This window comes from Streptomyces sp. NPDC007983, from assembly GCF_042958345.1.
Lineage (GTDB): Bacteria > Actinomycetota > Actinomycetes > Streptomycetales > Streptomycetaceae > Streptomyces.
Genome location: NZ_JBIBJI010000011.1, coordinates 60721 through 84807 on the forward strand (window position 1 = coordinate 60721; position 24087 = coordinate 84807).

The window sequence follows — 24087 nt, forward strand, 5'->3', positions numbered from 1 at the left end:
GCTATGTGTGATCAAGAAGGCAGTTCCCGGTCGATGAACGCGAACAGCTCGTCGTCCGACGCAGCTTCCACGGCCTCGTCGTCCACGGTCTGGCCGACGGCGGCCTCCGGGGTGCCGTCGCCGAGCCGCCACAGCAGCGCCTCCAGGCGCTTCGCCAGCCTGCCGCGAGCCTGGTCGTCGGGGACGAACCGGGCCATCGCCCCTTCCAGCTTCTCCAGCTCGCCGAAGACGGGGAGGAAAGTGTCCGCGGCCGGGGGGCACAGCTGTTCGCGGAGGTCGGTGGCGATGGCCGAGGACGTCGGATGGCGGAAGATGAACGTGGCGGGCAGGCGCAGCCCGGTGGCCGCGGCGAGCCGATTGCGCAGCTCGACGGCGGTCAGCGAATCGAACCCCAGATCCTTGAACGGGGTGTCGCTGTCCACCGCCCCGGCATCGGTGTGCCCCAGCACCGCGGCCGCCTGGGTGCGTACCAGGTGCAGCAGTTCGCGGTGTTGTTCGTCCGGCGTCAGCGCGGTGAGCCGACCGACCAGTCCCGCGGCGGGTGCGCCGGTGGCGGCGGTTCGCCGCGCGGTGGCCCCGCGGGCGTCCTGGGTGAGGGCGCGCAGCAGAGCCGGGAGGGCGTCGGCAGGCTGTGCGGAGAGGGCGCGGATGTCGAGGTTTACGGCCGCCGGCCGAGCATCGCCGTGCCAGCAGGCGGCGTCCAGCAGGCGCAGCGCCTGGTCACTGGACATCGCAGCGATTCCGGACCGGGCCATCCGGGCCACATCCGCCTCGGCCAGATGGCCGGTCATCCCGCTGGCCTCGGCCCACAGTCCCCACGCCACCGATACGCCGGGCAGGCCGAGGTTCTGGCGGTGGGCGGCGAGGGCGTCGCAGAAGGCGTTGGCCGCAGCGTAGTTGGCCTGCCCGGGGCTGCCCATGACTCCGGCGGCCGAGGAGAACATCACGAACACGGCCAGCGGAAGGTGTGCGGTGGCGGTGTGCAGGTTGGCCGCGGCGGTGGCCTTGGCTCCCCACACCCGCGCCAGCCGCTCCGGCGTTTGCGAGGTGACGACGGCGTCGTCCAGCACGCCCGCGGCGTGGATGACGCCGGTCAGCGGATGTGCCGGGTCGATGCCCGCGACGAGATCGGCCACGGCGGTCGGATCGGTGACGTCGGCTGCGGCGATCCGTACCTCGGCGCCCAACTCGCCCAGTCGGACCGCTAGTTCCTTGGCGCCGGGGGCGTCGGGGCCACTGCGGCTGACCAGCAGCAGATGCCGGACACCCCAGGCACGGACCAGATGTTCGGCCACGTACCCGCCCAAGGTTCCGGTGCCACCCGTGATCAGTACCGTGCCCTCGCGATCCACCGGGGCCGGAACGTCGAGCACCAGCTTGCCGGTGTGCCGGGCCTGGCTCAGATACCGCAGCGCCTCCCGAGCCCGGCACAACGGCCACACCCGCACCGGAGGCGGCACCAGAGCACCCGATACGAACAGCTCACTCAGCTCGCCCAGCATTTGGCCGATACGGTCCGGCCCGGCAGCCGTGATCAGGTCATACGCCTCGTACCGCACCCCGGGATACTCGGCCGCGACCTGCTCCGGATCACGAACGTCGGTCTTCCCCATCTCCAGCAACCGGCCACCACCAGCCAGCAACCGCAGGGAAGCGTCCACGAACGGACCGGCCAGACTGTTCAGCGCCACATCCACACCACGGCCACCACTGGACTCCCGCACGACGTGCTCGAAGTCCAGATCGCGAGACGAAGCCCGGTGAGCACGGTCGATACCCATGTCCTCCAGCACCGCGTGCTTGACGGGGCTCGCCGTGGCATAAATCTCCGCGCCCAAGTGGCGGGCGATCTGCACCGCCGCCATCCCCACACCACCCGTCGCGGCATGAATCAGCACCGACTCCCCCGACCGGAGTCCGGCGAGATCCGTGAGCCCGTACCAGGCGGTGAGGAACACCACGGGTACGGCGGCGGCCTGCTGGAAGCTCCACCCGTCCGGTACGGGGGCCACGAGCCGTGCGTCCGTGACCGTCAGGGGGCCGAAGGACTGGTCGAAGACGCCCATGACGCGGTCGCCCACCGCGACTTCGGTGACTCCGGGGCCGATGTCCACCACCACGCCGGCGCCTTCGCCGCCCAGCCCGGTCTGCCCCGGGACCATGCCCAGGCTCACCACGACGTCCCGGAAGTTGATACCGGCCGCGCGGACGGCGATGCGCACCTGGCCCGTCCCCAGCGGTTCCAGTACCTCCGGGCAGGGCACCGGCACCACGTTGTCCAGGGTGGGCGTACCGACAGTGTCCAACCGCCATGCGGCCGGTTGCTCCACCGGGCCCACGAGTCCCGCGCCACCGGCACCGGCCCGGACGAGACGGGGCACCAGGACCCGCCCCGCACGGATGGCGAGCTGTGGTTCGTCGCTCGCCACGGCGTGGGTGACGGCGGTCCGTACGGTGTCGGCGTTGGTCTCGCCGTCGAGGTCGAGCAGGAGGAACCGGCCGGGGTTCTCCGACTGGGCGCTGCGTACGAGGCCCCACACAGCTGCGGCAGCCACCTGCACGCCGTCTTCGGCGGAGCCGTCAGCGGTGACCGCGCCGTGCGTCACGATCACCAATTGGGCGTCGGCCAGCCGCGGTTGGGCCAGCCAGCCCTGAAGCATGGCCAGCGTCCGCTCCGTCATGGCCAGGCCCTCGGCCGCCATCGCGTCGCCGACGTCCGTGGGCGGTACGTCGGCGAAGACCACCGGCGGGGTCGGCTCCCCGCGATCGAGCGCCTCGCTCAGTGCCGTGAGGTCCGGGAAGTGGCTCATGTCCGGGCGGGCAAGGTTCGGGGCATCGGTGCCCAGCACGGCCCAGCGGCCGTCGTCGTCCGCCGGTTCCGCGGTGCCCGTGCCCACGGCGAGGGGCAGGGACGTCCAGTCGAGGGTGAACAGGCTGTCCGTACGACGGGTGTCCACCGACCGCAGCTGGTCCGCACTCGCCGGGCGCATCGCCACCGAATCCACTGTGAGCACCGGCGCGCCGACCGCGTCGGCCACGGTCACGCGCAGCGCCCGCTCGCCGTTCGCGCTCTGCTCGTGGGGGGACAGCCGGACCCGGACCGTGGTCGCCTCGGCCGCGCATAGCGTCACGCCGTTCCACGCGAACGGCAACCACACCTGGCCAGGGGCGGTCTCGGTGTCCGTGCCGGTGGTGAGCTGGTCGATCAGCAGGGCCGGGTGCAGGGCGGCGTCGAGGAGCGCAGGGTGGATGCCGAAGCCTCCGTGTTCACCCGCGGCGTCCGGCAGCACCACCTCGGCCAGGACGTCCGCGCCGTCCTGCCACACCGCGCGCAGCCCCTGGAAGGCGGGTCCGTACGCATACCCGGCGGCCACGACACGTTCGTAGAATCCCTCGGTCTCGAGCGGTTCCGCGCCCGCCGGGGGCCATGCGCCACCCAGTCCTGCCACGGCGTCGGCGCGATCGGCGGGCGCGCTCAGTACGCCCTCCGCGTGGCACATCCACTCCGCGCCGGGGTACGCGCCGCCGGGATCGGCATCGCCGTCGGGCCGCGAGTACACCTGGACGTCGCGGCGTCCGTCATCCCCCGACGCGCCGACGACCACCTGAAGCCGCACCCCGCCGGACGGGGGCAACACCAGCGGGACCTGGAGCGCCAGCTCCTCCACGCCACCGGCGCCGACCTCGTCGGCGGCCCGCAGAACCCACTCCGCCAGGGCGGCGCCCGGCACCAGGACCGCGTCCGCCACCACGTGGTCACCCAGCCACGCAGGCCTGCGCGCCGAGAGTCGGCCCGTCAGCACATGGCCACTGCCATTGGCAAGCTCCACGGCCGCGGCCAGCACGGGATGCCGCGCGGAGACCAGCCCTAGCTCGGCGGGGTTGCCTCCGCGCCCGGTGTGGCCGTCGAGCCAATACCGCTCCCGCTGGAAGGCGTAGGTGGGCAGCTCCACGACCCGGGGCGGGGGCGAGGTGGGGTACAGGGTCCTCCAGTCGACGTCGACTCCGGCGATGAACGCCTGGGCGAGGGACCGCAGCAGCTGGGTCCGGTCTCCGTGGGCGCGGCGCAGTGTGGGGACCGTGACGGCCTGCACACCCGTGCACTCGAAGGTCTCCTGCATGCCGATGGTCAGCACGGGGTGGGTGCTGGTTTCGATGAAGGCCCGGTGCCCGTCGGCCAGCGCCGCCTCGAGCGCGTCGGCGAACCGTACGCGCTCCCGCAGATTCGTCACCCAGTAGGCGGTGTCCAGCCGTGCCGTGTCGGCCTGGCCGCCGGTCACCGTGGAGTAGAACGTGATGCCTGTTCCGGAGGTGTCGGTCGGGCGGATACCGTCCAATTCGCGGAACAGCTCGTCGCGGATCTCATCGATCTGGGGGCCGTGCGAGGCGTAGTCCACGTCGATGAGCCGTGCGCGCTCGCCGTTCTCCTGGCATGCGGCCACGGCGGCGGCCACTTGCTGTGGCGGTCCTGAAATGACCGTTGACGAGGGCCCGTTGACCGCTGCCACACCCACCGCGGCCGCCTGGTCTCCGAGCCGGGCCAGCAGCTGTCCGGCCTGCTCCTGGCCCACGCCCAACGATGCCATCGCTCCGCCACCGGCCAGCCGGCGCAGGGCCCGGCTGCGCAGGGCCACGACCTTCGCGCCGTCCTCCAGCGACAGCGCCCCGGCGACGACCGCTGCGGCGATCTCCCCCTGGCTGTGACCGACGACCGCGGCAGGTTTTACCCCGTGCCCGGCCCACACCGCGGCCAAGGACACCATCACCGCCCACAACACCGGTTGCACCACATCGACCCGGCCCAGATCGCCCGCGTCCTCGGCGCCGCGCAGTACGTCGGTGAGCGACCAGTCGACGTACGGCGACAGTGCCTGCTCGCACTCCGCCACCCGAGCCGCGAACACCGGCGACGCATCGAGCAGTGCGGCTCCCATCCCGGCCCACTGAGTCCCCTGGCCCGGAAACACCAGCACCGGGCCCGCATCGCTCGCCGGTGCCGGAGTGTCCGTGCGCACCACACCCGGATGGGACTCCCCTGCCACCAGCGCCTCGACCGCCGCCACCAGCCCCGCGCGGTCCTCGCCCACCACCACCGCACGATGCTCGAACACCGACCGCGACCTGACCAGCGACCAGCCCACATCCACCGGCCTCAACCCAGGGTCCTCGGCCAGACGCGCCATCAGTGCCGCGGCCTGCCCGCGCAGCGCATCCGTGCTGCGCGCGGACAACACCCACGGCACCACGCCGCTCTGCTCGGGCACCTGCTCTGGCTCGGGCGCGTCCGGGGCCTGCTCCAGGATGAGGTGAGCGTTCGTACCGGAGGCACCGAAGGAGGACACTCCGGCACGGCGGGGACGCTCGCTCCGCGGCCACTCCACGGGCTCCGTCAGCAGTCGCACCGCGCCACCGGCCCAGTCGACATGGGGCGTCGGCTCGTCGATGTGCAAGGAGGCGGGCAGTACGCCATGCCGCATGGCCTGCACCATCTTGATCACACCCGCCACACCCGCGGCCGCCTGCGTATGCCCGATATTCGACTTGATGGAGCCGAGCAGCAGCGGCTGATCGACAGGCCGCTGCTGGCCGTACGTCGCCAGCAGCGCCTGCGCCTCGATCGGATCACCCAGCGTCGTCCCCGTACCGTGTGCCTCCACCGCGTCCACCTCCGACGCCGACAGCCCCGCACCGGCCAGCGCCTGCCGGATCACCCGCTGCTGCGACGGCCCATTCGGCGCCGTCAGACCATTCGACGCACCATCCTGGTTGACGGCGCTTCCGCGCACGACTGCCAGCACCTGGTGGCCGTTCTTTCGCGCATCAGACAGTCGCTCCAGCAACAGCAGTCCGACGCCCTCGCCCCACCCCGTACCATCAGCGGCGGCGGCGAAGGGCTTGCACCGGCCGTCGGGGGCCAGACCGCGCTGACGCGAGAAACCGGTGAACACATCCGGCGTGGCCATCACCGTCACACCACCCGCGAGAGCAAGCGTGCACTCACCCTGCCGCAACGCCTGCGCGGCCAGATGCATCGCCACCAACGACGACGAGCACGCCGTATCCACGGTCACCGCCGGCCCCTCAAGACCGAGCGTGTACGCCACCCGGCCCGAGACCACGCTGCCCGACCCCGCGAGCATCGCATAGCCTTCGAGCTTGCTATCGGCGCCGCTACTCAACCCGGCCGCGTAGTCGTGGTACATCACCCCGGCGTAGACACCGGTCGGACTGCCCTTCAGCGACATCGGGTCGATACCGGCCCGCTCCACCACCTCCCACGCCGCCTCCAGCAACAGACGCTGCTGCGGATCCGTCGCCAACGCCTCACGCGGATTGATACCGAAGAACCCCGCATCGAACGCATCGGCATCGTGGAGGAAACCGCCCTCGTTCGCGTAGCTGGTGCCGGGGTGGTCGGGGTCCGGGTGGAAGAGGCCGTCCAGGTCCCAGCCCCGGCCCGTCGGGAACTCCCCGATCACGTCCTTCCCCGAGGCGACCAGCTCCCACAGCTTCTCGGGAGACGTCGCGCCACCGGGGAACCGGCAGGTCATACCCACGATCGCGATCGGCTCACCGGATTCGGCCACCGTCATCGCCGGGCCACGCGTCACCGCGGACTCGCCCGCCAACCGGGTGCACAGGTAGGTGGCCAGGGCGTGGGGTGTCGGATAGTCGAACACCATCGTCGCGGGCAACCTCAACCCCGTCACCGCCGACAACCGATTACGCAACTCCACCGCCGTCAACGAGTCAAAACCCAACTCCTTGAACGCCGCCCCCGACCGCACCTCACCCGACGAACCGAACCCCAACACCACCGCCACACAACCCCGCACCACCTCCACCACCACACCCAACCGAGCACCCCCATCCAGCCCCACCAACCGCCCAGCCAACCCACCAACCCGCCCACCACCAACCGCCGTCCGACGCCGAGCACGGCCCACCACCAACCCACGCAACACCGCAGGCACATCGCCCCCAGCCACCCCCACCACATCAAGGTCCACCGCGACCGCCAGCGGATGCGGGAGTCGGCACGCGGCATCCAGCAGGGCGAGTCCGCGCTCGGACGACAACGGCCTCATTCCGCGCAGCCGAGTCAGATCCCTTTGACCCATGTGTCCGGTCATGGCGCTGGTCTGTTCCCACAGCCCCCAGGACACCGACAGCGCCGGAAGGCCGATGGCCCGGCGGTGGGCGACCAGCGCATCGACGTAGGCGTTCGCCGCCGCGTACCCGGCCTGGCCCGCGTTGCCCACCACTCCAGCGGCCGAGGAGAACATCACGAACATGCCCAGCGGCAGACTCGCCGTCGCCGCATGCAGATGGGCCGCGACGGTGGCCTTCGCCTGCCACACCCGCGCCACTTGTCGCGGGGTGAGCAAGGTGATCACCGCGTCATCCAGCACACCTGCGGCATGGATGACCCCGGTCAGGGGGTGTGCCGGTCCGATCCCGGCCACCAGCCCGGCCACCGCGCCCGCGTCCGTGACGTCCACCGGGACGACCCGTACCTGAGCACCCATGTCGCTCAGCCGGTCGGTCAGTTTTCGCGCGCCAGGAGCCTGGAGGCCCCGGCGGCTCGCCAGCACCAGATGCTTGACCTGCCAGGTGCGTACGAGGTGTTCGGCGACCAGGCCGCCCAGCAGGCCCGTACCGCCGACGATCAGCACCGTCCCGTCCGGGTCGAGAGCTCCGGGCACGTCGGGATGCTCGGTGGCGGACTCGTCACGGCCTGCGCGGGCCGGGGTCAGCCGGGGCACCAGCAGCTGGCCGGCCCGCATGGCCACCTGCGGCTCATCGGCCCGTACGGCACGGGCCACGGCGTCGGCCACACTGCGATGGGTCGCCTCAGTGGGGGTACCCGCGTCGATATCGAGGAGAACGAACCGGTCCGGGTTTTCTGCCTGTGCACTCCGCAGCAGGCCCCATACGGCGGCACCGGCCAGATCCGGGGCGTCTTCCTCGGCATGCGCGACCGCGCCCCGCGTCACCACCACCAACCGGGCATCGGTCAGCCGCGGTTCGGCCAGCCAGCCCTGCACCAGTTGCAGTGCGTGTTCGACAGCGATCAGGCCATCGGGCGCACCCGTCATGAGATCAGCGGGCTCACGGACAGCAGGCAGATACGTCAAGGCCATCGCCGGAGCAGGCGCGCCGCCGTCCATCGCGGCGGCCAACGCCGTCAGATCCGGATGGCACACCGCACCATCGGCCCCATTATCCTGGCCCAACACCACCCAGCTGTCGTCATCCGCCGTGCCCGACCCTGCAGGCAGGGACGTCCAGTCGAGGGTGAACAGCCCACCGGCATCGCGCCCGCCTGCGGACCGGAGCTGCTCCGCGTCGGCCGGGCGCATCATGAGGGAGTCAACCGTGAGAACGGGAGCGCCCCCGGCATCGGCCACGACCAGCCGTAGCCCGCGCTCACCCGCCCCGCCCTCCTGGCGGGGAGTGAGCCGTACGCGGACCGTGGTCGCGTCCGTAGCGTGCAGCGATACGCCACTCCAGACGAACGGCAACCACAGCTGCTCGACCTCCTCCGAGTCGGCCAGCAGGAGGGGATGCAGGGCTGCGTCAAGGAGCGCCGGGTGGATACCGAAGCCGTCATGGTCTCCGGCGGCCTCGGGCAGCGCCACCTCGGCCAGCAGATCCTGGCCATCGCGCCACGCTGCCCGAAGTCCTTGGAACGACGGGCCGTAGGCGTACCCCGTCGCCGCGGCCCGCTCGTAGAACCCCGCTACATCCAGCGGCTTCGCGTGCGCCGGGGGCCATGCACCGGCCAGCTCCTCCCCTGCGCCCCCCGGGGACGGCGGGCTCAGCACGCCTTCCGCGTGGCACACCCAGCCCGGGTCGCCTCCCGGCTCGGCGGCGCGGTCGGGGCGGGAGTACACCCGCACGTCGCGCCTTCCGTCCTCCGCCGCCTCGTCCACCACCACCTGTACACACAAAGCTCCCGACCCGGGCAGGGCCAAGGGCGCCTGAAGCGCCAGCTCCTCGACTCCACCGCACCCGGCCTCATCGGCCGCCCGCAGCGCCCACTCCACCAGCGCCGCGCCGGGCATCAACACCGCACCCGCGACGGTGTGCTCGGCCTGCCAGCCACCATTTCCCGCCGAGACCCGGCCGGTCAGCAGCAACCCGCCATCGGGCAGCCCGACCGCGGCAGGCAGTACGGTGTGCTCCACCCGCTGCAACCCCGCTGCGGCCACATCGCCCACCCGACCGCTCGCGGCAGCCGCCCAGAACCGCCGACGCTGGAACGCGTAGGTCGGCAGGTCCACCGTGCGCGGCGTCGGCTCGGCGGGGAACAGGGCAGTCCAGTCCACGGGGACGCCCGCGACGAACGCCTGCGCGAGGGACCGTACGAGCTGCGCCCGACCACCGTGGTCGCGGCGCAGCGTCGGCACGGTCACCGCGTCCACGCCCGCCCGCTCGAAGGTCTCCTGCATGCCCACCGCCAGTACGGGGTGGGTGCTGGCCTCGATGAACACCCGGTGCCCATCGGCCAACAGCGCCTCCACCGCCTCCGCGAACCGCACCCGCTCCCGCAGATTCGTGACCCAGTACGGCGTGTCCAGACCGCTGGTGGCGACCCGGCCGCCAGTCACCGTGGAGTAGAACGTGACGCCTGTACCGGCTGTCTCGACCGGGGTCACGCCATCCAGTACGCGCATCAGCTCGTCGCGGATCTCGTCGACCTGGGGGCCGTGCGAGGCGTAGTCCACGTCGATCAGCCGGGCGCGATCGCCGTTCTCCTGGCACGCTGCCACCACGGCGGCCACCTGCTCCGGCGGACCCGAAATCACCGTAGAAGACGGTCCGTTGACGGCCGCCACACCCACCCCGGCGGCCCGATCGCCCAGCCTCGACAGCAGCCGACCGGCCTCCTCCTGCCCCACACCCAGCGACGCCATTGCCCCACCACCGGCCAGCTGGCGCAGGGCCCGACTGCGCAGGGCCACCACTTTCGCGCCGTCCTCCAACGACAACGCCCCCGCCACCACAGCAGCCGCAATCTCCCCCTGGCTATGACCCACCACCGCCGCAGGCCGCACCCCATGCCCCGCCCACACCGCAGCCAAAGACACCATCACCGCCCACAACACCGGCTGCACCACATCAACCCGACCCACATCACCCCCAGTGCCGCGCAATACGCCGCTCAGCGACCAATCCACATACGGCGACAACGCCCGCTCACACTCCGCCACCCGCGCCGCAAACACCGGCGACGCATCCAACAACCCCGCACCCATCCCCACCCACTGCGAACCCTGCCCCGGAAACACCAACACCGGACCCACCTCACCCGCCAGCGCCGGAACACCCGAACACACCACACCCGGATGCGACTCCCCCACCGCCAAGGCCTCGACCGCCGCCAGCAACTCCGCACGGTCCTCACCCACCACCACCGCACGATGCTCGAACACCGACCGCGACCTGACCAACGACCAGCCCACATCCACCGGCCTCAGCCCAGAATCCTCGGCCAGCCGCGCCACCAATGCGCGCGCCTGGCCCCGCAAGGCCTCCGCGCTCCGCCCCGATACCACCCACGGCACCACACCACCGTGCTCGGGCACCAACTCCGCCTCGGGTGCGTCCGGCGCCTGCTCCACGATCACGTGCGCGTTGGTGCCGCTGATACCGAACGAGGACACCCCTGCCCGCCGTGGCCGGTCGCCGCGCGGCCACTCGACGGGCTTGGTCAGCAGCCGTACGCCGCCTCCGTCCCACTCCACATGGGGGGTCGGCTCATCGACATGCAGGGTGGCGGGCAGCATCTCGTGCCGTAGCGCCATCACCATCTTGATCACACCGGCCACACCCGCCGCGCCCTGCGTATGGCCGATGTTGGACTTCAACGAGCCCAGCCACAGCGGGCGGTCCTCCGGCCGGTCCTGCCCATAGGTGGCGATGAGCGCGTCAGCCTCGATGGGGTCGCCGAGCGTGGTGCCGGTGCCATGGGCCTCGACGGCGTCCACCTCGGACGGGGCGAGCCGGGCGGCGGTCAGGGCCTGACGGATGACGCGCTGCTGCGACGGGCCGTTCGGCGCCGTAAATCCATTGCTGGCGCCGTCCTGGTTGATGGCCGATCCCCGGATCACGGCCATCACCTTGTGGCCCTTGCGCCGCGCATCCGACAGCCGCTCCAGCAACAGCAGTCCGACGCCTTCGCCCCACCCCGTGCCGTCGGCGGTGGTGGCGAATGCCTTGCACCTACCGTCCGGGGACAGGCCACGCTGCCGGGAGAATCCGGTGAACACCTCGGGGGTGGCCATCACCGTGACCCCACCGGCCAGGGCGAGCGTGCATTCGCCCTGCCGCAGGGCCTGCATGGCGAGGTGGATGGCCACCAGCGAGGACGAGCACGCCGTCTCGACGGTGACGGCCGGGCCCTCCAGGCCGAAGGTGTAGGACACCCGGCCCGAGAGCAGGCTCGGGGCGTTGCCCGCGTACCCCTCCGATGCCGTCTCCGGGATGTCGCCCGAGGCGCCGCCCGTGGTGGCCGTACCGGCGTAGACCCCCGTGGGCGAGCCCTTCAGGGAAAGGGGGTCGATACCGGCCCGCTCGAACGCTTCCCACGCGGTTTCGAGCAGCAGCCGCTGCTGCGGGCTGGTGGCCAGTGCCTCGCGCGGGCTGATGCCGAAGAACTGGGGGTCGAACTGGTCGGCGGCGTCGAGGAATCCGCCCCGGCGGACATAGGTGGTGCCGGGGTGGTCGGGGTCCGGGTGGTAAAGCCCCTCCAGGTCCCAGCCACGATCGGTGGGGAAGTCGCCGATGGCGTCGACTCCTTCGGACACCAGGCGCCACAGTGCCTCTGGCGTGTCCACCCCGCCCGGGAAGCGGCAGGCGACGCTCACCACGGCCACCGGCTCCTGGGCACGCTCTTCCACCTCACGTAAGCGCAGCCGTGTGTCGTGCAGATCCGCGGACACGCGCTTGAGGTATTCGACCAGCTTTTCTTCGTTTACGTTCACGTTCACCATGAGGTTTCACCCGGCCTTAAGCGATCGTCGCGCCCGGCACATTCAGGACACACCCAGCTCGTTGTCGATGAAGTCGAGAACCTGGGCCGCGGAGGCGGACTCCAGCCGCTCCGCGGCAGTCCCGTGATCTGCCAGGTTCCGCGTCGCCTTCCACGTGGCCAGCAAACTCTCGAGCCGGGCCGTGACCGCCCCGGACTCGTCATCCGCCACATCGAGGCGGGCCAAGGTGGTTTCCAGCTTGGCCAGTTCGTTGAGGGCCGGGTCGAGGCCCGACCGGCCCGGCGAGCCGTCGTCCTCGGGCGCGAGGCGTTCCAGCAGATAGTCGGCCAGGATGGCCGCTTCGGGGTAGTCGAAGACGAGGGCGGCGGGGAGCCGCAGGCCGGTGGCGGCGGAAAGCCGGTTGCGCAGTTCCACCGCGGTCAGCGAATCGAAGCCCAGATCCTTGAAACTGGTATCCGCCTGGACCGCTTCCGCATCCGCGTGGCCCAGCACGGTGGTCGCGTGGCCACGGACCAGGTCGAGCAGCACCCGGCGCCCCTCGTCGGCGGACATTCCCGCCAGTCGTCCCGCCCAGTCGACCGGTTGCGCACCGGCGCCCGCCGCCGTACGCCGTTCCGTCGTACGTCCCGTACCGGCGCCCGCCGCGACCAGGGCGCGGAGCGCGGCGGGCAGGGTGTCCGGGGGCTGGGCGGCGAGGACGCGGGCGTTCACATCGGCCGCGATCAGCTGGTGGCCACCATGCTGGATCGCGGCGTCGAGCAGTGCCAGGGCGTGGTCGCCCGCCATCGCGGCGATACCGGAGCGGGCCATCCGCGCCAGATCCGCTTCGGTGAGGTTGCCGGTCATCTCACTGGATTCGGCCCACAGCCCCCAGGCCACGGACACGCCCGGCAGGCCGAGGGCCCGCCGATGGGCGGCCAGCGCATCGCAAAAGGCGTTGGCCGCAGCGTAGTTGGCCTGCCCGGGGCTGCCCATCACCCCGGCCGCGGAGGAGAACATCACGAACATGCCGAGCCGCAGTTCTGCCGTCACCGTGTGCAGATGGGCAGCCGCCGTGGCCTTGGCCGCCCAGACCCGGGCCAGTCGCTCGGGCGTCTGCGAGGTGACCACCGCGTCGTCCAGGACACCGGCCGCGTGGATCACCCCGGTCAGCGGGTGCTCCGGGTCGACGCCCGCCACGAGGGCGGCCACCGCGGCGGCCTCGGTGACATCCGCCGCCTCGATCCGTACCCGCGCGCCCAGTTCGCGCAGCCTGGCGCTCAGCTCCTTCGCGCCCGGGGCATCGGGGCCGCTGCGGCTGACCAGCAGCAGATGCCTGATCCGCCATGTGCGCACCAGGTGCTCGGCGACCAGGGTGCCCAGGGTGCCGGTACCGCCGGTGATCAGTACGGTACCGTCCGGGTCCACCGCGGCCGGGACGTCCAGCACGAGTTTGCCGGTGTGCTTGGCCTGGCTGAGGTATCGCAGTGCCTCTCGCGCCCGGTCCAACGGCCAGGCACGCAGCGGCGGCGGCTCCAGGATCCCGGCCGTGAAGAGCGCGCCCAGCTCGGCCAGCATCCGGCCGATGCGGTCCGGTCCGGCGTCCCCGATCAGGTCGTAGACCTGGTAGCGCACACCGGGGTGGTCGGCCGCGATCCGCTCCGGATCGCGGATGTCGGTCTTGCCCATCTCCAGGAGCCGGCCGCCCTCACGCAGCAGCCGCAGCGAAGCGTCGACGAAGGGACCGGCGAGGCTGTTCAACACCATGTCCACGCCACGGCCGCGGGTGGCCTCCCGTACGACGTGCTCGAAGTCCAGGTCACGCGAGGAGGCCCGATGTGCCGCGTCGATGCCCATGGCTTCCAGCACCGCGTGCTTGGCGGGGCTCGCCGTGGCATAGACCTCGGCGCCCAGATGACGGGCGATCCGCACCGCCGCCATGCCCACGCCTCCGGCGGCCGCGTGGATCAGCACCGACTCACCCGCTCGGAGGCCGCCCAGCTCCACCAGTCCGTACCACGCGGTGAGGAACACCACCGGCACCGCGGCCGCCTGCTGGACACTCCACCCGGCGGGGATCGGCGCCACCATCCGCGCGTCCGTCACCGCCAGCGGGCCGAAGGCGCGGTCGAAGACACCCATGACCCGGTCGCCCGCCGCCACCTGGGTCACCCCCGGGCCGACCGCGACCACCACACCGGCGCCCTCGCCGCCCAGTCCGGTCTGGCCGGGGACCATGCCCAGACTGATCAGCGCGTCGCGGAAGTTGATGCCCGCCGCGTGCACCGCGACCCGCACCCGGCCCGCGCCCAGGGGCCCCAGCACCTCGGGGCAGGGGACCGGTTTCACGTTGTCCAGCGTCGCCGCGCCCGTCAGTTCAAGCCGCCACGCGGGCTGCCCGGCCGGCCCCACCACTCCCCCGCTGCTCGCCCCACCGGCGCGCATCAGCCGGGGCACCAGGATCCGCCCGGCGCGCAGCGCCACCTGGGGCTCGTCCATCGCCACGGCCCGCCGTACGGCATCCACCACGCTGTGCCCGGGCACCGCGCCGGCCAGGTCATCAGCGGGATCGAGGTCGAGCAGAAGGAAGCGGTCCGGGTTCTCCGCCTGCGCGCTGCGCACCAGCCCGCATACCGCGGCACCGGCCGCGTTCACCCCGTCGTCGCCGTTCTTCTCCTCGCCTTCGGGTGTGCCGATCGCGACCGCGCCCCGGGTGACCACCACCAGCCGGGCATCGGACAGCCGCGGCTCGGCGAGCCAGCCCTGGACCAGCTCCAATGCCTCTTCCGTCAGGGCCAGGCCCGCATCCGCCACATCGCGGTCCGGGGAGGGCGCGGGCAGGAAGGCGATAGCCGTGGAGGGGGTGGGAGCACCGCCATCGAGGGCGGTGATCAGCGACTCCAGACGCGGATGGCAGACCGCGCCCTCCCCGACCGGGGCCGATTCCGCCTGACCCAGCAACACCCAGTCGGCAGCTGCTGATGGCTCGTCGGCGCCGTGGCCTTCGGGTGATGTCGGCAACGAGGTCCAGTCCAGGGTGAACAGCCCCTCCACCTCGGGCCTCGCAGCGGCCCGCAGCTGATCCGGGTCGGCCGACCGCATGACCAGCGCATCGACCGTCAGGACCGGAACGCCCACCGCATCGGCCACGACCACCCGCAGGCCCCGCTCACCCTCCGCACCGTCCGCCAGCCGCGGCCGGGGAGAGAGCCGGAGCCGGACCGTCGTCGCGCCACCCGCCCACAACGACACGCCCCGAAAGACGAACGGCAGCCACACCCGGGTGCTGTCCCGTTCCCGGCCGGACGGGTCGAGCAGCAGCGCCGGGTGCAGGGCGGCATCCAGCAGCGCGGGGTGGATGCCGAAGCCGTCCCCGTCACCGGCGGGCTCGGGCAGCGCCACCTCGGCGAGGACGTCCGTACCGTCCCGCCACACGGCCCGTACGCCCTGGAAGGACGGGCCGTACGCGTATCCGTCCGCCGCCGCGCGCTCGTAGAAGCCGGTCACATCCACCGGCTCCGCCCCTGCCGGAGGCCACGCCCCTGACAGCTCCTCCGCACCGCCATCGGCGGACGGTGGGCTCAGCACACCCTCCGCATGGCACACCCACCCCGGGTCGGTGCCCGGTTCGGCATCGCGGTCGGGGCGGGAGTAGATCCGTACATCGCGCCGCCCGTCCTCGGTGACCGGGCCCGCCACCACCTGGACACGCAGCCCGCCGGACGCGGGGAGCACCAGCGGAACCTGGAGCGCCAGCTCCTCCACCCCACCGCAGCCCGCCTCATCGGCCGCCCGCAGCGCCCACTCCACCAGCGCCGCACCGGGCACCAGCACCGCGCCCGCCATCACGTGTTCGGCAAGCCACGTCTTGCCACCACCGGCCGAGATCCGGCCGGTGAGCACGATCCCGCCGTCGGCCAGCCCCACCGCCGCGGGCAGCAACGCATGCTCCACACGCTGCAACCCGGCGGCAGCGACATCACCGACTCCACCGGCCGCGGACAGCCAGTACCGCTCGCGCTGGAAGGCATACGTCGGCAGCTCCACCGTCCTCGGGGCGGGGTCTGAGGGAAACCAGCTGGTCCAGTGCACATCGGCACCGCAGGTGTGGAGTTGGGCGAGGGCGCGGCCGAAGGCATGGACATCGGGTTGCTTACGGGTCAGTGTGGCCGCCACCAGGGGGCTGGGCCGCTCGGTGTCCGGGGTGGCATGGCCGAGTGTGTGCTGTGTCGCGGTGGCCAGGACCGGATCCGGGCCCAACTCCAGAAAGACGCCGGCCTCGGGGGCGATACGGGTGATGGCGGGGTGGAAACGGACCGGCTGCCGGATGTGCTCGGCCCAGTAACCGGGTGTGGCGATCCGCTCGTCGGCGGCCTCCCCGGTGAGGTTGCTCAGCACCGGGAGGGTGGGCCGGTGATACGTCAGCTCCGCGATGGCCTGGGCGAACGGCTCCAGGATGGGGTCCATCGACGGGGAGTGGAAGGCATGGCTGACGGTCAGGACCTTGGTCTTACGGCCCTTGGCGGCCCAGGCGGCGCTGATCCGGGCCACCCGTTCGGCGGGCCCGGAGATGACCGTGTTGCCGGGCGTGTTCAGGGCAGCTACACCCACTTGGCCGCCGTGCTCGGCAAGGTCCTCGGCAAGCTCGTCGGGAGCGGCCGCGATGGTTGCCATGCCGCCGCCCTCCGGGAGCCCGCCCATCAGCGTGGCGCGGGCGGCCACCAGTCGGCAGGCGTCCGGCAGATCGAAGACGCCGGCCACATGGGCGGCGGCAACCTCCCCGATCGAGTGGCCGATCACCACATCGGGGCGGCAGCCCAGCGAGTCCAGCAACCGGGCGAGGGCGATGTGCAGCGCGAACAGCCCTGCCTGGGCGTAGGTCGTGTGGTCCAGCAGCCCCGGCCGCTCGGGCACGCCGGTGAACGCCGCGTGTCGCAGCGGGAGTTCGAGATGCCGGTCGAGCAGGCCGCAGACCTCGTCGAACGCCGCGGCGAAGACCGGAAAGCGGTCGTACAGCCCGGCGCCCATGCCCACGCGCTGGCTGCCCTGCCCGCTGAACAGCCAGACCGTCTTCCCGGACGGGGCCGCGCCCGAGGGTGGTTCCACTACGCCCGGGTGCTGCTCACCGGCCGCCAGTGCCTCCACCGCCGCCACCATGTCCGCCCGGTCGCTGCCCAGCACCACGGCTCGGTGCTCGAACAGCGACCGGGACGTCAACAGCGACCATCCCACCTCGGCGGCCGACGCCCGCGGGTCCGGCGCCAGGTGCCCGGCCAGTGCCGCGGCCTGCCCGCGCAGCGCCTCCGTGCTCCGCGCGGACAACACCCACGGCACCACGCCGCTCTGCTCGGGCACCGGGTCCGGCTCGGGCGCGTCCGGGGCCTGCTCCAGGATGAGGTGAGCGTTCGTACCGGAGGCACCGAAGGAGGACACTCCGGCACGGCGGGGACGCTCGCTCCGCGGCCACTCCACGGGCTCCGTCAGCAGTCGCACCGCGCCACCGGCCCAGTCGACATGGGGCGTCGGCTCGTCGATGTGCAAGGAGGCGGGCAGTACGCCATGCCGCATGGCCTGCACCATCTTGATCACACCCGCCACACCCGCGGCCGCCTGCGTATGCCCGATATTCGACTTGATGGAGCCGAGCAGCAGCGGCTGATCGACAGGCCGCTGCTGGCCGTACGTCGCCAGCAGCGCCTGCGCCTCGATCGGATCACCCAGCGTCGTCCCCGTACCGTGCGCCTCCACCGCGTCCACCTCCGACGCCGACAGCCCCGCACCGGCCAGAGCCTGCCGGATCACCCGCTGCTGCGACGGCCCATTCGGCGCCGTCAAACCATTCGACGCACCATCCTGATTCACCGCCGACCCTCGGATCACCGCCAGCACCCGCCGGCCATGGCGCCGCGCATCCGACAACCGTTCCAGGAGCAACAGGCCGACGCCTTCACTCCAACCGGTGCCGTCGGCAGCGGCGGCGAAGGGCTTGCACCGGCCGTCGGGTGCCAGACCGCGCTGACGCGAGAAACCGGTGAACACATCCGGCGTGGCCATCACCGTCACACCACCCGCGAGAGCAAGCGTGCACTCACTCTGCCGCAACGCCTGCGCGGCCAGATGCATCGCCACCAACGACGACGAGCACGCTGTATCCACGGTCACCGCCGGACCCTCAAGACCGAGCGTGTACGCCACCCGGCCGGACACCACGCTGCCGGAGCTGGCGAGCATGGCGTAACCCTCCAGCCGTGCGTCACCGCCGCTGAGACCGGCCGCATAGTCGTGGTACATCACCCCGGCGTAGACACCGGTCGGGCTGCCCTTCAGCGACATCGGGTCGATACCGGCCCGCTCCACCACCTCCCACGCCGCCTCCAGCAACAGACGCTGCTGCGGATCCGTCGCCAACGCCTCACGCGGATTGATGCCGAAGAACCCCGCGTCGAACGCATCGGCGTCGTACAGAAACCCGCCTTTCCGGGCGTAGGACGTGCCCGGGTGGTCCGGGTCCGGGTGGAAGAGGCCGTCCAGGTCCCAGCCCCGGCCCGTCGGGAACTCCCCGATCGCCTCATCGCCCGAGGACACCAGATCCCACAGGCCCTCCGGGGAGGTGACCCCGCCCGGAAACCGGCAGGTCATCGCGACGATCGCGATCGGCTCGTCGGTGGCCGTCGCCGTCACGACGGGCGCAGTGGATCGGGCCGTCTCGCCACCCAACCGGGTGCACAGGTAGGTGGCCAGGGCGTGGGGTGTCGGATAGTCGAACACCATCGTCGCGGGCAACCGCAGCCCCGTCACCGCCGACAACCGGTTACGCAACTCCACCGCCGTCAACGAGTCAAAACCCAACTCCTTGAACGCCGCCCCCGACCGCACCTCATCCGACGAACCGAACCCCAACACCACCGCCACACAACCCCGCACCACCTCCACCACCACACCCAACCGAGCACCCTCATCCAGCCCCACCAACCGCCCAGCCAACCCATCAGCCTGCCCACCACCAACCGCCACACGATGTCGTACGCGCCCCGCCACCAACCCACGCAACACCGCAGGCACATCGCCCCCAGCCACCCCCGCCACATCAAGGTCCACGGCGACCATCAGCGGATGCGGCTGTCGGCACGCGGCATCCAGCAGGGCCAGCGCCTTGGGGGTGGGCATCGCGGCGATGCCCGAACGGGACATCCGGGCCCGGTCCACCTCGGCGAGCTTGCCGGTCAGGCTGCTGGACTGGGCCCAGAGCCCCCATGCCACCGACAGCGCCGGAAGGCCGATGGCCCGGCGGTGAGCGGCCAGGGCATCGCAGTAGGCGTTCGCCGACGCGTAGTTGGCCTGCCCCGGGCTGCCCAGCACTCCGGCGGCCGAGGAAAACATCACGAACATGCCCAGCTGCAGACCCGCCGTCGCCGCATGCAGATGGGCCGCCGTCGTGGCCTTGGCCGCCCACACCGCCGCCAGACGCTCCGGGGTCTGCGAGGCGAGCACCGCGTCGTCGAGCACACCCGTGGCATGGATGACGCCGGTCAGCGGATGCTCCGCATCGATCCCCGCCACCAGCTCCGTCACCGCGGCAGCGTCCGTGACGTCCACCGCGGCGATTCTCACCCGCGCGCCGAGGTCTTCCAGCCGCTCGGCCAGGTCCCGTGCGCCGGGGGCGTCCGGCCCGCGGCGGCTCACCAGCAGAAGGTGGCCGACCTGCCACGTACGGACGAGGTGTTCGGCGACCAGGCCGCCCACCGTGCCCGTTCCGCCCGTGATGAGCACCGTACCGTCAGGGTCGAGCGCGACCGGCACGTCGAACGGCTGGTCGCTGTCCGCACGCATCAGCCGGGGTACCAGCACCTGGCCGTCCCGTACCGCCAACTGGGGCTCGTCCCGTTCCACCGCGCATGCGACCGCGTCCCGCACCTCGTCTGTGAGCGGATCGGCGCCGGGCGCGAGGTCGAGCAGGAAAAAGCGTCCCGGGTGCTCCGCCTGCGCACTGCGCACCAAGCCCCATACGGCGGCACCGGCTACGTCCGGGACGTCATGCTCGGCGTGTGCGACCTCACCCCGCGTCACCACCACCAACCGGGCATCGGCCAGCCGCGGTTCGGCGAGCCAACCCTGCAACAGCCCCAACGTCCGCTCCGCCAAGGCCAGACCGCCGTCCGCCGCCACGGTCCCCGCATCGGAGTGGGGAAGGCAGGCGAGGACGACGGACGGGCCCGGCCCTCCGGCATCGAGCGCCGCGATCAGCGGCCCCGGACCCTCGTCCGCCTCGTCCAGTCCCAGGACCGCCCAGTCGTCGTCATCCGCCGCGACCGGCACGGCAGGCAGTGGCCTCCACTCCAGTGCGAACAGCCCGTCCACGCCACGCGCACCCGCAGCCCGCAACTGGTCGATGCGTGCCGGGCGCGTCACCAGGGAGTTCACCGTCAGGACCGGGTCCCCGTCGGCGTCGGCCACCACCATCCGCAGTCCCCGCTCGCCGTCCACGCGGTGCTGCTGCGGGGAGATCCGTACCCGCACGGTGGTGGCGCCGGTGGCCCACAAGGACACGCCGTTCCAGGCGAACGGCAGCCACACCTGGTCGTCGTCCTGCCCCTGCTCGGACGAGGCGATCAGCAGGGCCGGGTGCAGCGCGGCGTCCAAGAGCGCCGGGTGAATGCCGAAGCCCTCCTCATCCCCAGCTGCCTCGGGCAGCGCCACCTCGGCGATGACATCCGAGCCATCGCGCCACATCGCGCGCAGCCCCCGGAAGGACGGCCCGTACGCATATCCCGCCGCCGCGGCCCGCTCGTAGAACCCGTCCATGTCCACCGGCTGCGCACCTGCCGGGGGCCACGCGCCCTGCAAGCCCTCGGGCGTCGACCCGGTGTCCTCACGTGGCGGGCTCAGCACGCCCTCCGCATGGCACACCCATCCCGCTACGGAGTCGGCGTCCCCGGGACGGGAGTACACCTGAACCTCACGCCGCCCGTCCTCTGCCGCCTCGCCCACCACGACCTGTAGGCGCAAGCTCCCCGACTCGGGCAGCGCGAGGGGCGCCTGGAGCGCCAGCTCCTCCACCCCACCGCAGCCGACCTCGTCGGCCGCCCGCAACGCCCACTCCACGAGCGCCGCGCCCGGCGCCAGTACGGTCCCGGCCACCACATGGTCGCTGAGCCAGCCCTCGCCGCCGGCGGTCGTGATCCTGCCGGTGAGCAGGTGCGTACTGCCATCGGCAAGTTCGACCGCGGCGCCGAGCAGCGGATGTCCGGCGGGCACCAGACCGAGGCCACTGGGGTCGCCGAACCCACCCGATCCGGCCATCCAGAAGCGTTGGTGCTGGAACGGGTAGGTGGGCAGGTCCACGATGCGGGGTGTCGGCTCGGCGGGGAACAGGGCAGTCCAGTCCACGGGGACGCCCGCGACGAACGCCCGCGCGAGGGACCGCACGAGCTGCGCCCGGCCACCGTGGCCGCGGCGCAGCGTCGGCACGGTCACCGCGTCGACGCCCGCCCGCTCGAAGGTCTCCTCCATGCCGACGGTGAGCACGGGGTGGGTGCTGGCCTCGATGAACACCCGGTGCCCATCGGCCACCAGCGCCACCACCGCCTCCGCGAACCGCACCCGCTCCCGCAGGTTCGTCACCCAGTACGCGGCGTCCAGACCGGCCGGATCGGCACGGCCGCCGGCCACCGTCGAGTAGAAGGCCACGTCGTCCGAGGGAGCGGCGACGGGGGTTACGCCGTCCAGTACGCGCATCAGCTCGTCGCGGATCTCGTCGACCTGGGGGCCGTGCGAGGCGTAGTCCACGTCGATCAGGCGTGCCCGGTCGCCGCTTTCCCGGCATACGGACACCACTGCGGCCACCTGCTCAGGAGGGCCCGAAATCACCGTCGACGAGGGCCCGTTGACCGCCGCCACGCCCACGGCCGCGGCCTGATCGCCGAGCCGGGCCAGAAGCTGTCCGGCCTCCTCATGGCCTAGGCCCAGCGATGCCATCGCCCCACCACCGGCCAGCCGGCGCAGGGCCCGACTGCGCAGGGCCACCACCTTCGCGCCGTCCTCCAACGACAACGCCCCCGCCACCACAGCCGCCGCGATCTCCCCCTGGCTGTGGCCCACCACCGCCGCAGGCCGCACCCCATGCCCCGCCCATACCGCCGCAAGCGACACCATCACCGCCCACAACACCGGCTGCACCACATCAACCCGGCCCAGATCACCCTCGGTGCCACGCAATACGCCGGTGAGCGACCACTCCACATAGGGCGACAACGCCCGCTCACACTCGGTCACCCGCGCGGCAAACACCGGCGACGCATCGAGCAAGGCAGCCCCCATCCCCACCCACTGCGAACCCTGCCCCGGAAACACCAACACCGGACCCGCCTCGCTCACCAGCGCCGGAACACCCGTGTGCACCACATCCGGGTGGGACTCCCCTGCCGCCAGCGCCTCGACCGCCGCCAGCAACTCCGCTCGGTCCTCACCCACCACTACCGCACGATGCTCGAACACCGACCGCGACCTGACCAACGACCAACCAACCTCGGCAACCCCCACCTCCGCATCGGCCACCCGCGCCGCCAACGCCGCCGCCTGACTCCGCAGCGCCTCCACACTCCGCGCCGACACCACCCACGGCACCACACCCACAACCGGCCGCGACTCGATGCGCGCAGGCGCATCCGGGGCTTGCTCCACGATCACATGAGCGTTGGTGCCGGAAATGCCGAACGCCGACACACCCGCCCGCCGCGGGCGCTCGCCGCGCGGCCACGCCACCGGCTCGGTCAGCAGCCGTACCGCGCCACCGCTCCAGTCCGCGTGCGGGGTCGGCTCATCGACGTACAGGGTCGCGGGCAGCATCTCGTGGCGCAGCGCCATCACCATCTTGATCACACCGGCCACACCCGCCGCGCCCTGCGTATGGCCGATGTTGGACTTCAACGAGCCCAGCCACAGTGGCTGGTCGGCGGGCCGGTCCTGCCCATAGGCGGCGATCAGCGCGTCCGCTTCGATGGGGTCGCCGAGTGTGGTGCCGGTGCCATGGGCCTCGACGGCGTCGACCTCGGCGGAAGAGAGCTGGGCGTTGATGAGGGCCTGTCGGATCACTCGCCGCTGTGAGGGGCCGTTCGGCGCGGTCAGGCCGTTCGACGCGCCGTCCTGGTTGATCGCCGAGCCCCGGAGCACCGCGAGGACCTGGTGTCCGTTGCGCCGTGCGTCCGAGAGCCGTTCCAGGAGCAGCAGGCCGACGCCTTCGGAGAATCCCGTACCGTCGGCGGCTGCCGCGAAGGGCTTGCAGCGGCCGTCGGGGGCCAGTCCGCGCTGGCGGGAGAATTCCACGAAGGTGTGGGGCGTGGTCATCACCGTGACGCCACCAGCCATGGCCAGGGTGCATTCGCCCTGCCGTAGTGCCTGGCAGGCCAGGTGCATGGCGACCAGGGACGAGGAGCACGCGGTGTCCACGGTCACCGCGGGTCCTTCGAGGCCGAGGGTGAAGGCGACCCGGCCCGAGACGACGCTGAGCGTGTTGCCGGTGAGCAGATATCCTTCGGCGCTCCTTTCGATGTGGGGGGTGCCGAAGCCGAGGATTCCGGCGCCCGCGTAGACGCCGGTCGGGGTGCCCTTGAGCGAGGTGGGGTCGATTCCGGCGCGTTCGAGCAGTTCCCAGGAGACTTCCAGGAGCTGGCGCTGCTGCGGTTCGGCGGCCAGGGCCTCGCGCGGGCTGATGCCGAAGAAGGTGGCGTCGAATCCGTCAGCGCCTCGCAGGAAGCCGCCCCGGCGGACGTAGCTGGTGCCGGAGTGGTCCGGGTCCGGGTGGTACAGGCCGTCCAGGTCCCAGCCGCGGTCCTTCGGGAAGTCCCCGATGGCGTCCTGGCCGGAGGCGACGAGGCGCCACAGGTCCTCGGGGGAGGCGATCCCGCCCGGGAAGCGGCAGGCCATGCTGACGATGGCCACCGGCTCCTGCGCCCGCTCCTCCACCTCGCGCAAGCGCTGACGGGTCTGCCCCAGATCGGCCGTCACCCGCTTGAGGTACTGGCGGAGCTTTGCTTCCGTACCCGCACCCGTACCCACGCCCGAACCCGCGTCCGTACCCGAACCCTTACCCGGCATCTGTTCTCGCTCCTCC

2 protein-coding genes are annotated in these 24087 nt (G+C 71.9%); both read right to left on the reverse strand.

The window, feature by feature from the left end; genetic code table 11:
* Positions 1–11: 11 nt before the first annotated feature.
* Positions 12–11999 carry an SDR family NAD(P)-dependent oxidoreductase gene (locus ACFZCY_RS29570; protein WP_391179837.1) on the reverse strand — a complete coding sequence of 3996 codons (11988 nt, stop codon included), beginning with the start codon at positions 11997–11999 and terminating at the stop codon, positions 12–14.
* Positions 12000–12041: 42 nt separating this feature from the next.
* Positions 12042–24071 (reverse strand): SDR family NAD(P)-dependent oxidoreductase, encoded by a 12030-nt coding sequence (locus ACFZCY_RS29575; protein WP_391179840.1) that lies wholly within the window; start codon positions 24069–24071, stop codon positions 12042–12044.
* Positions 24072–24087: the final 16 nt, after the last annotated feature.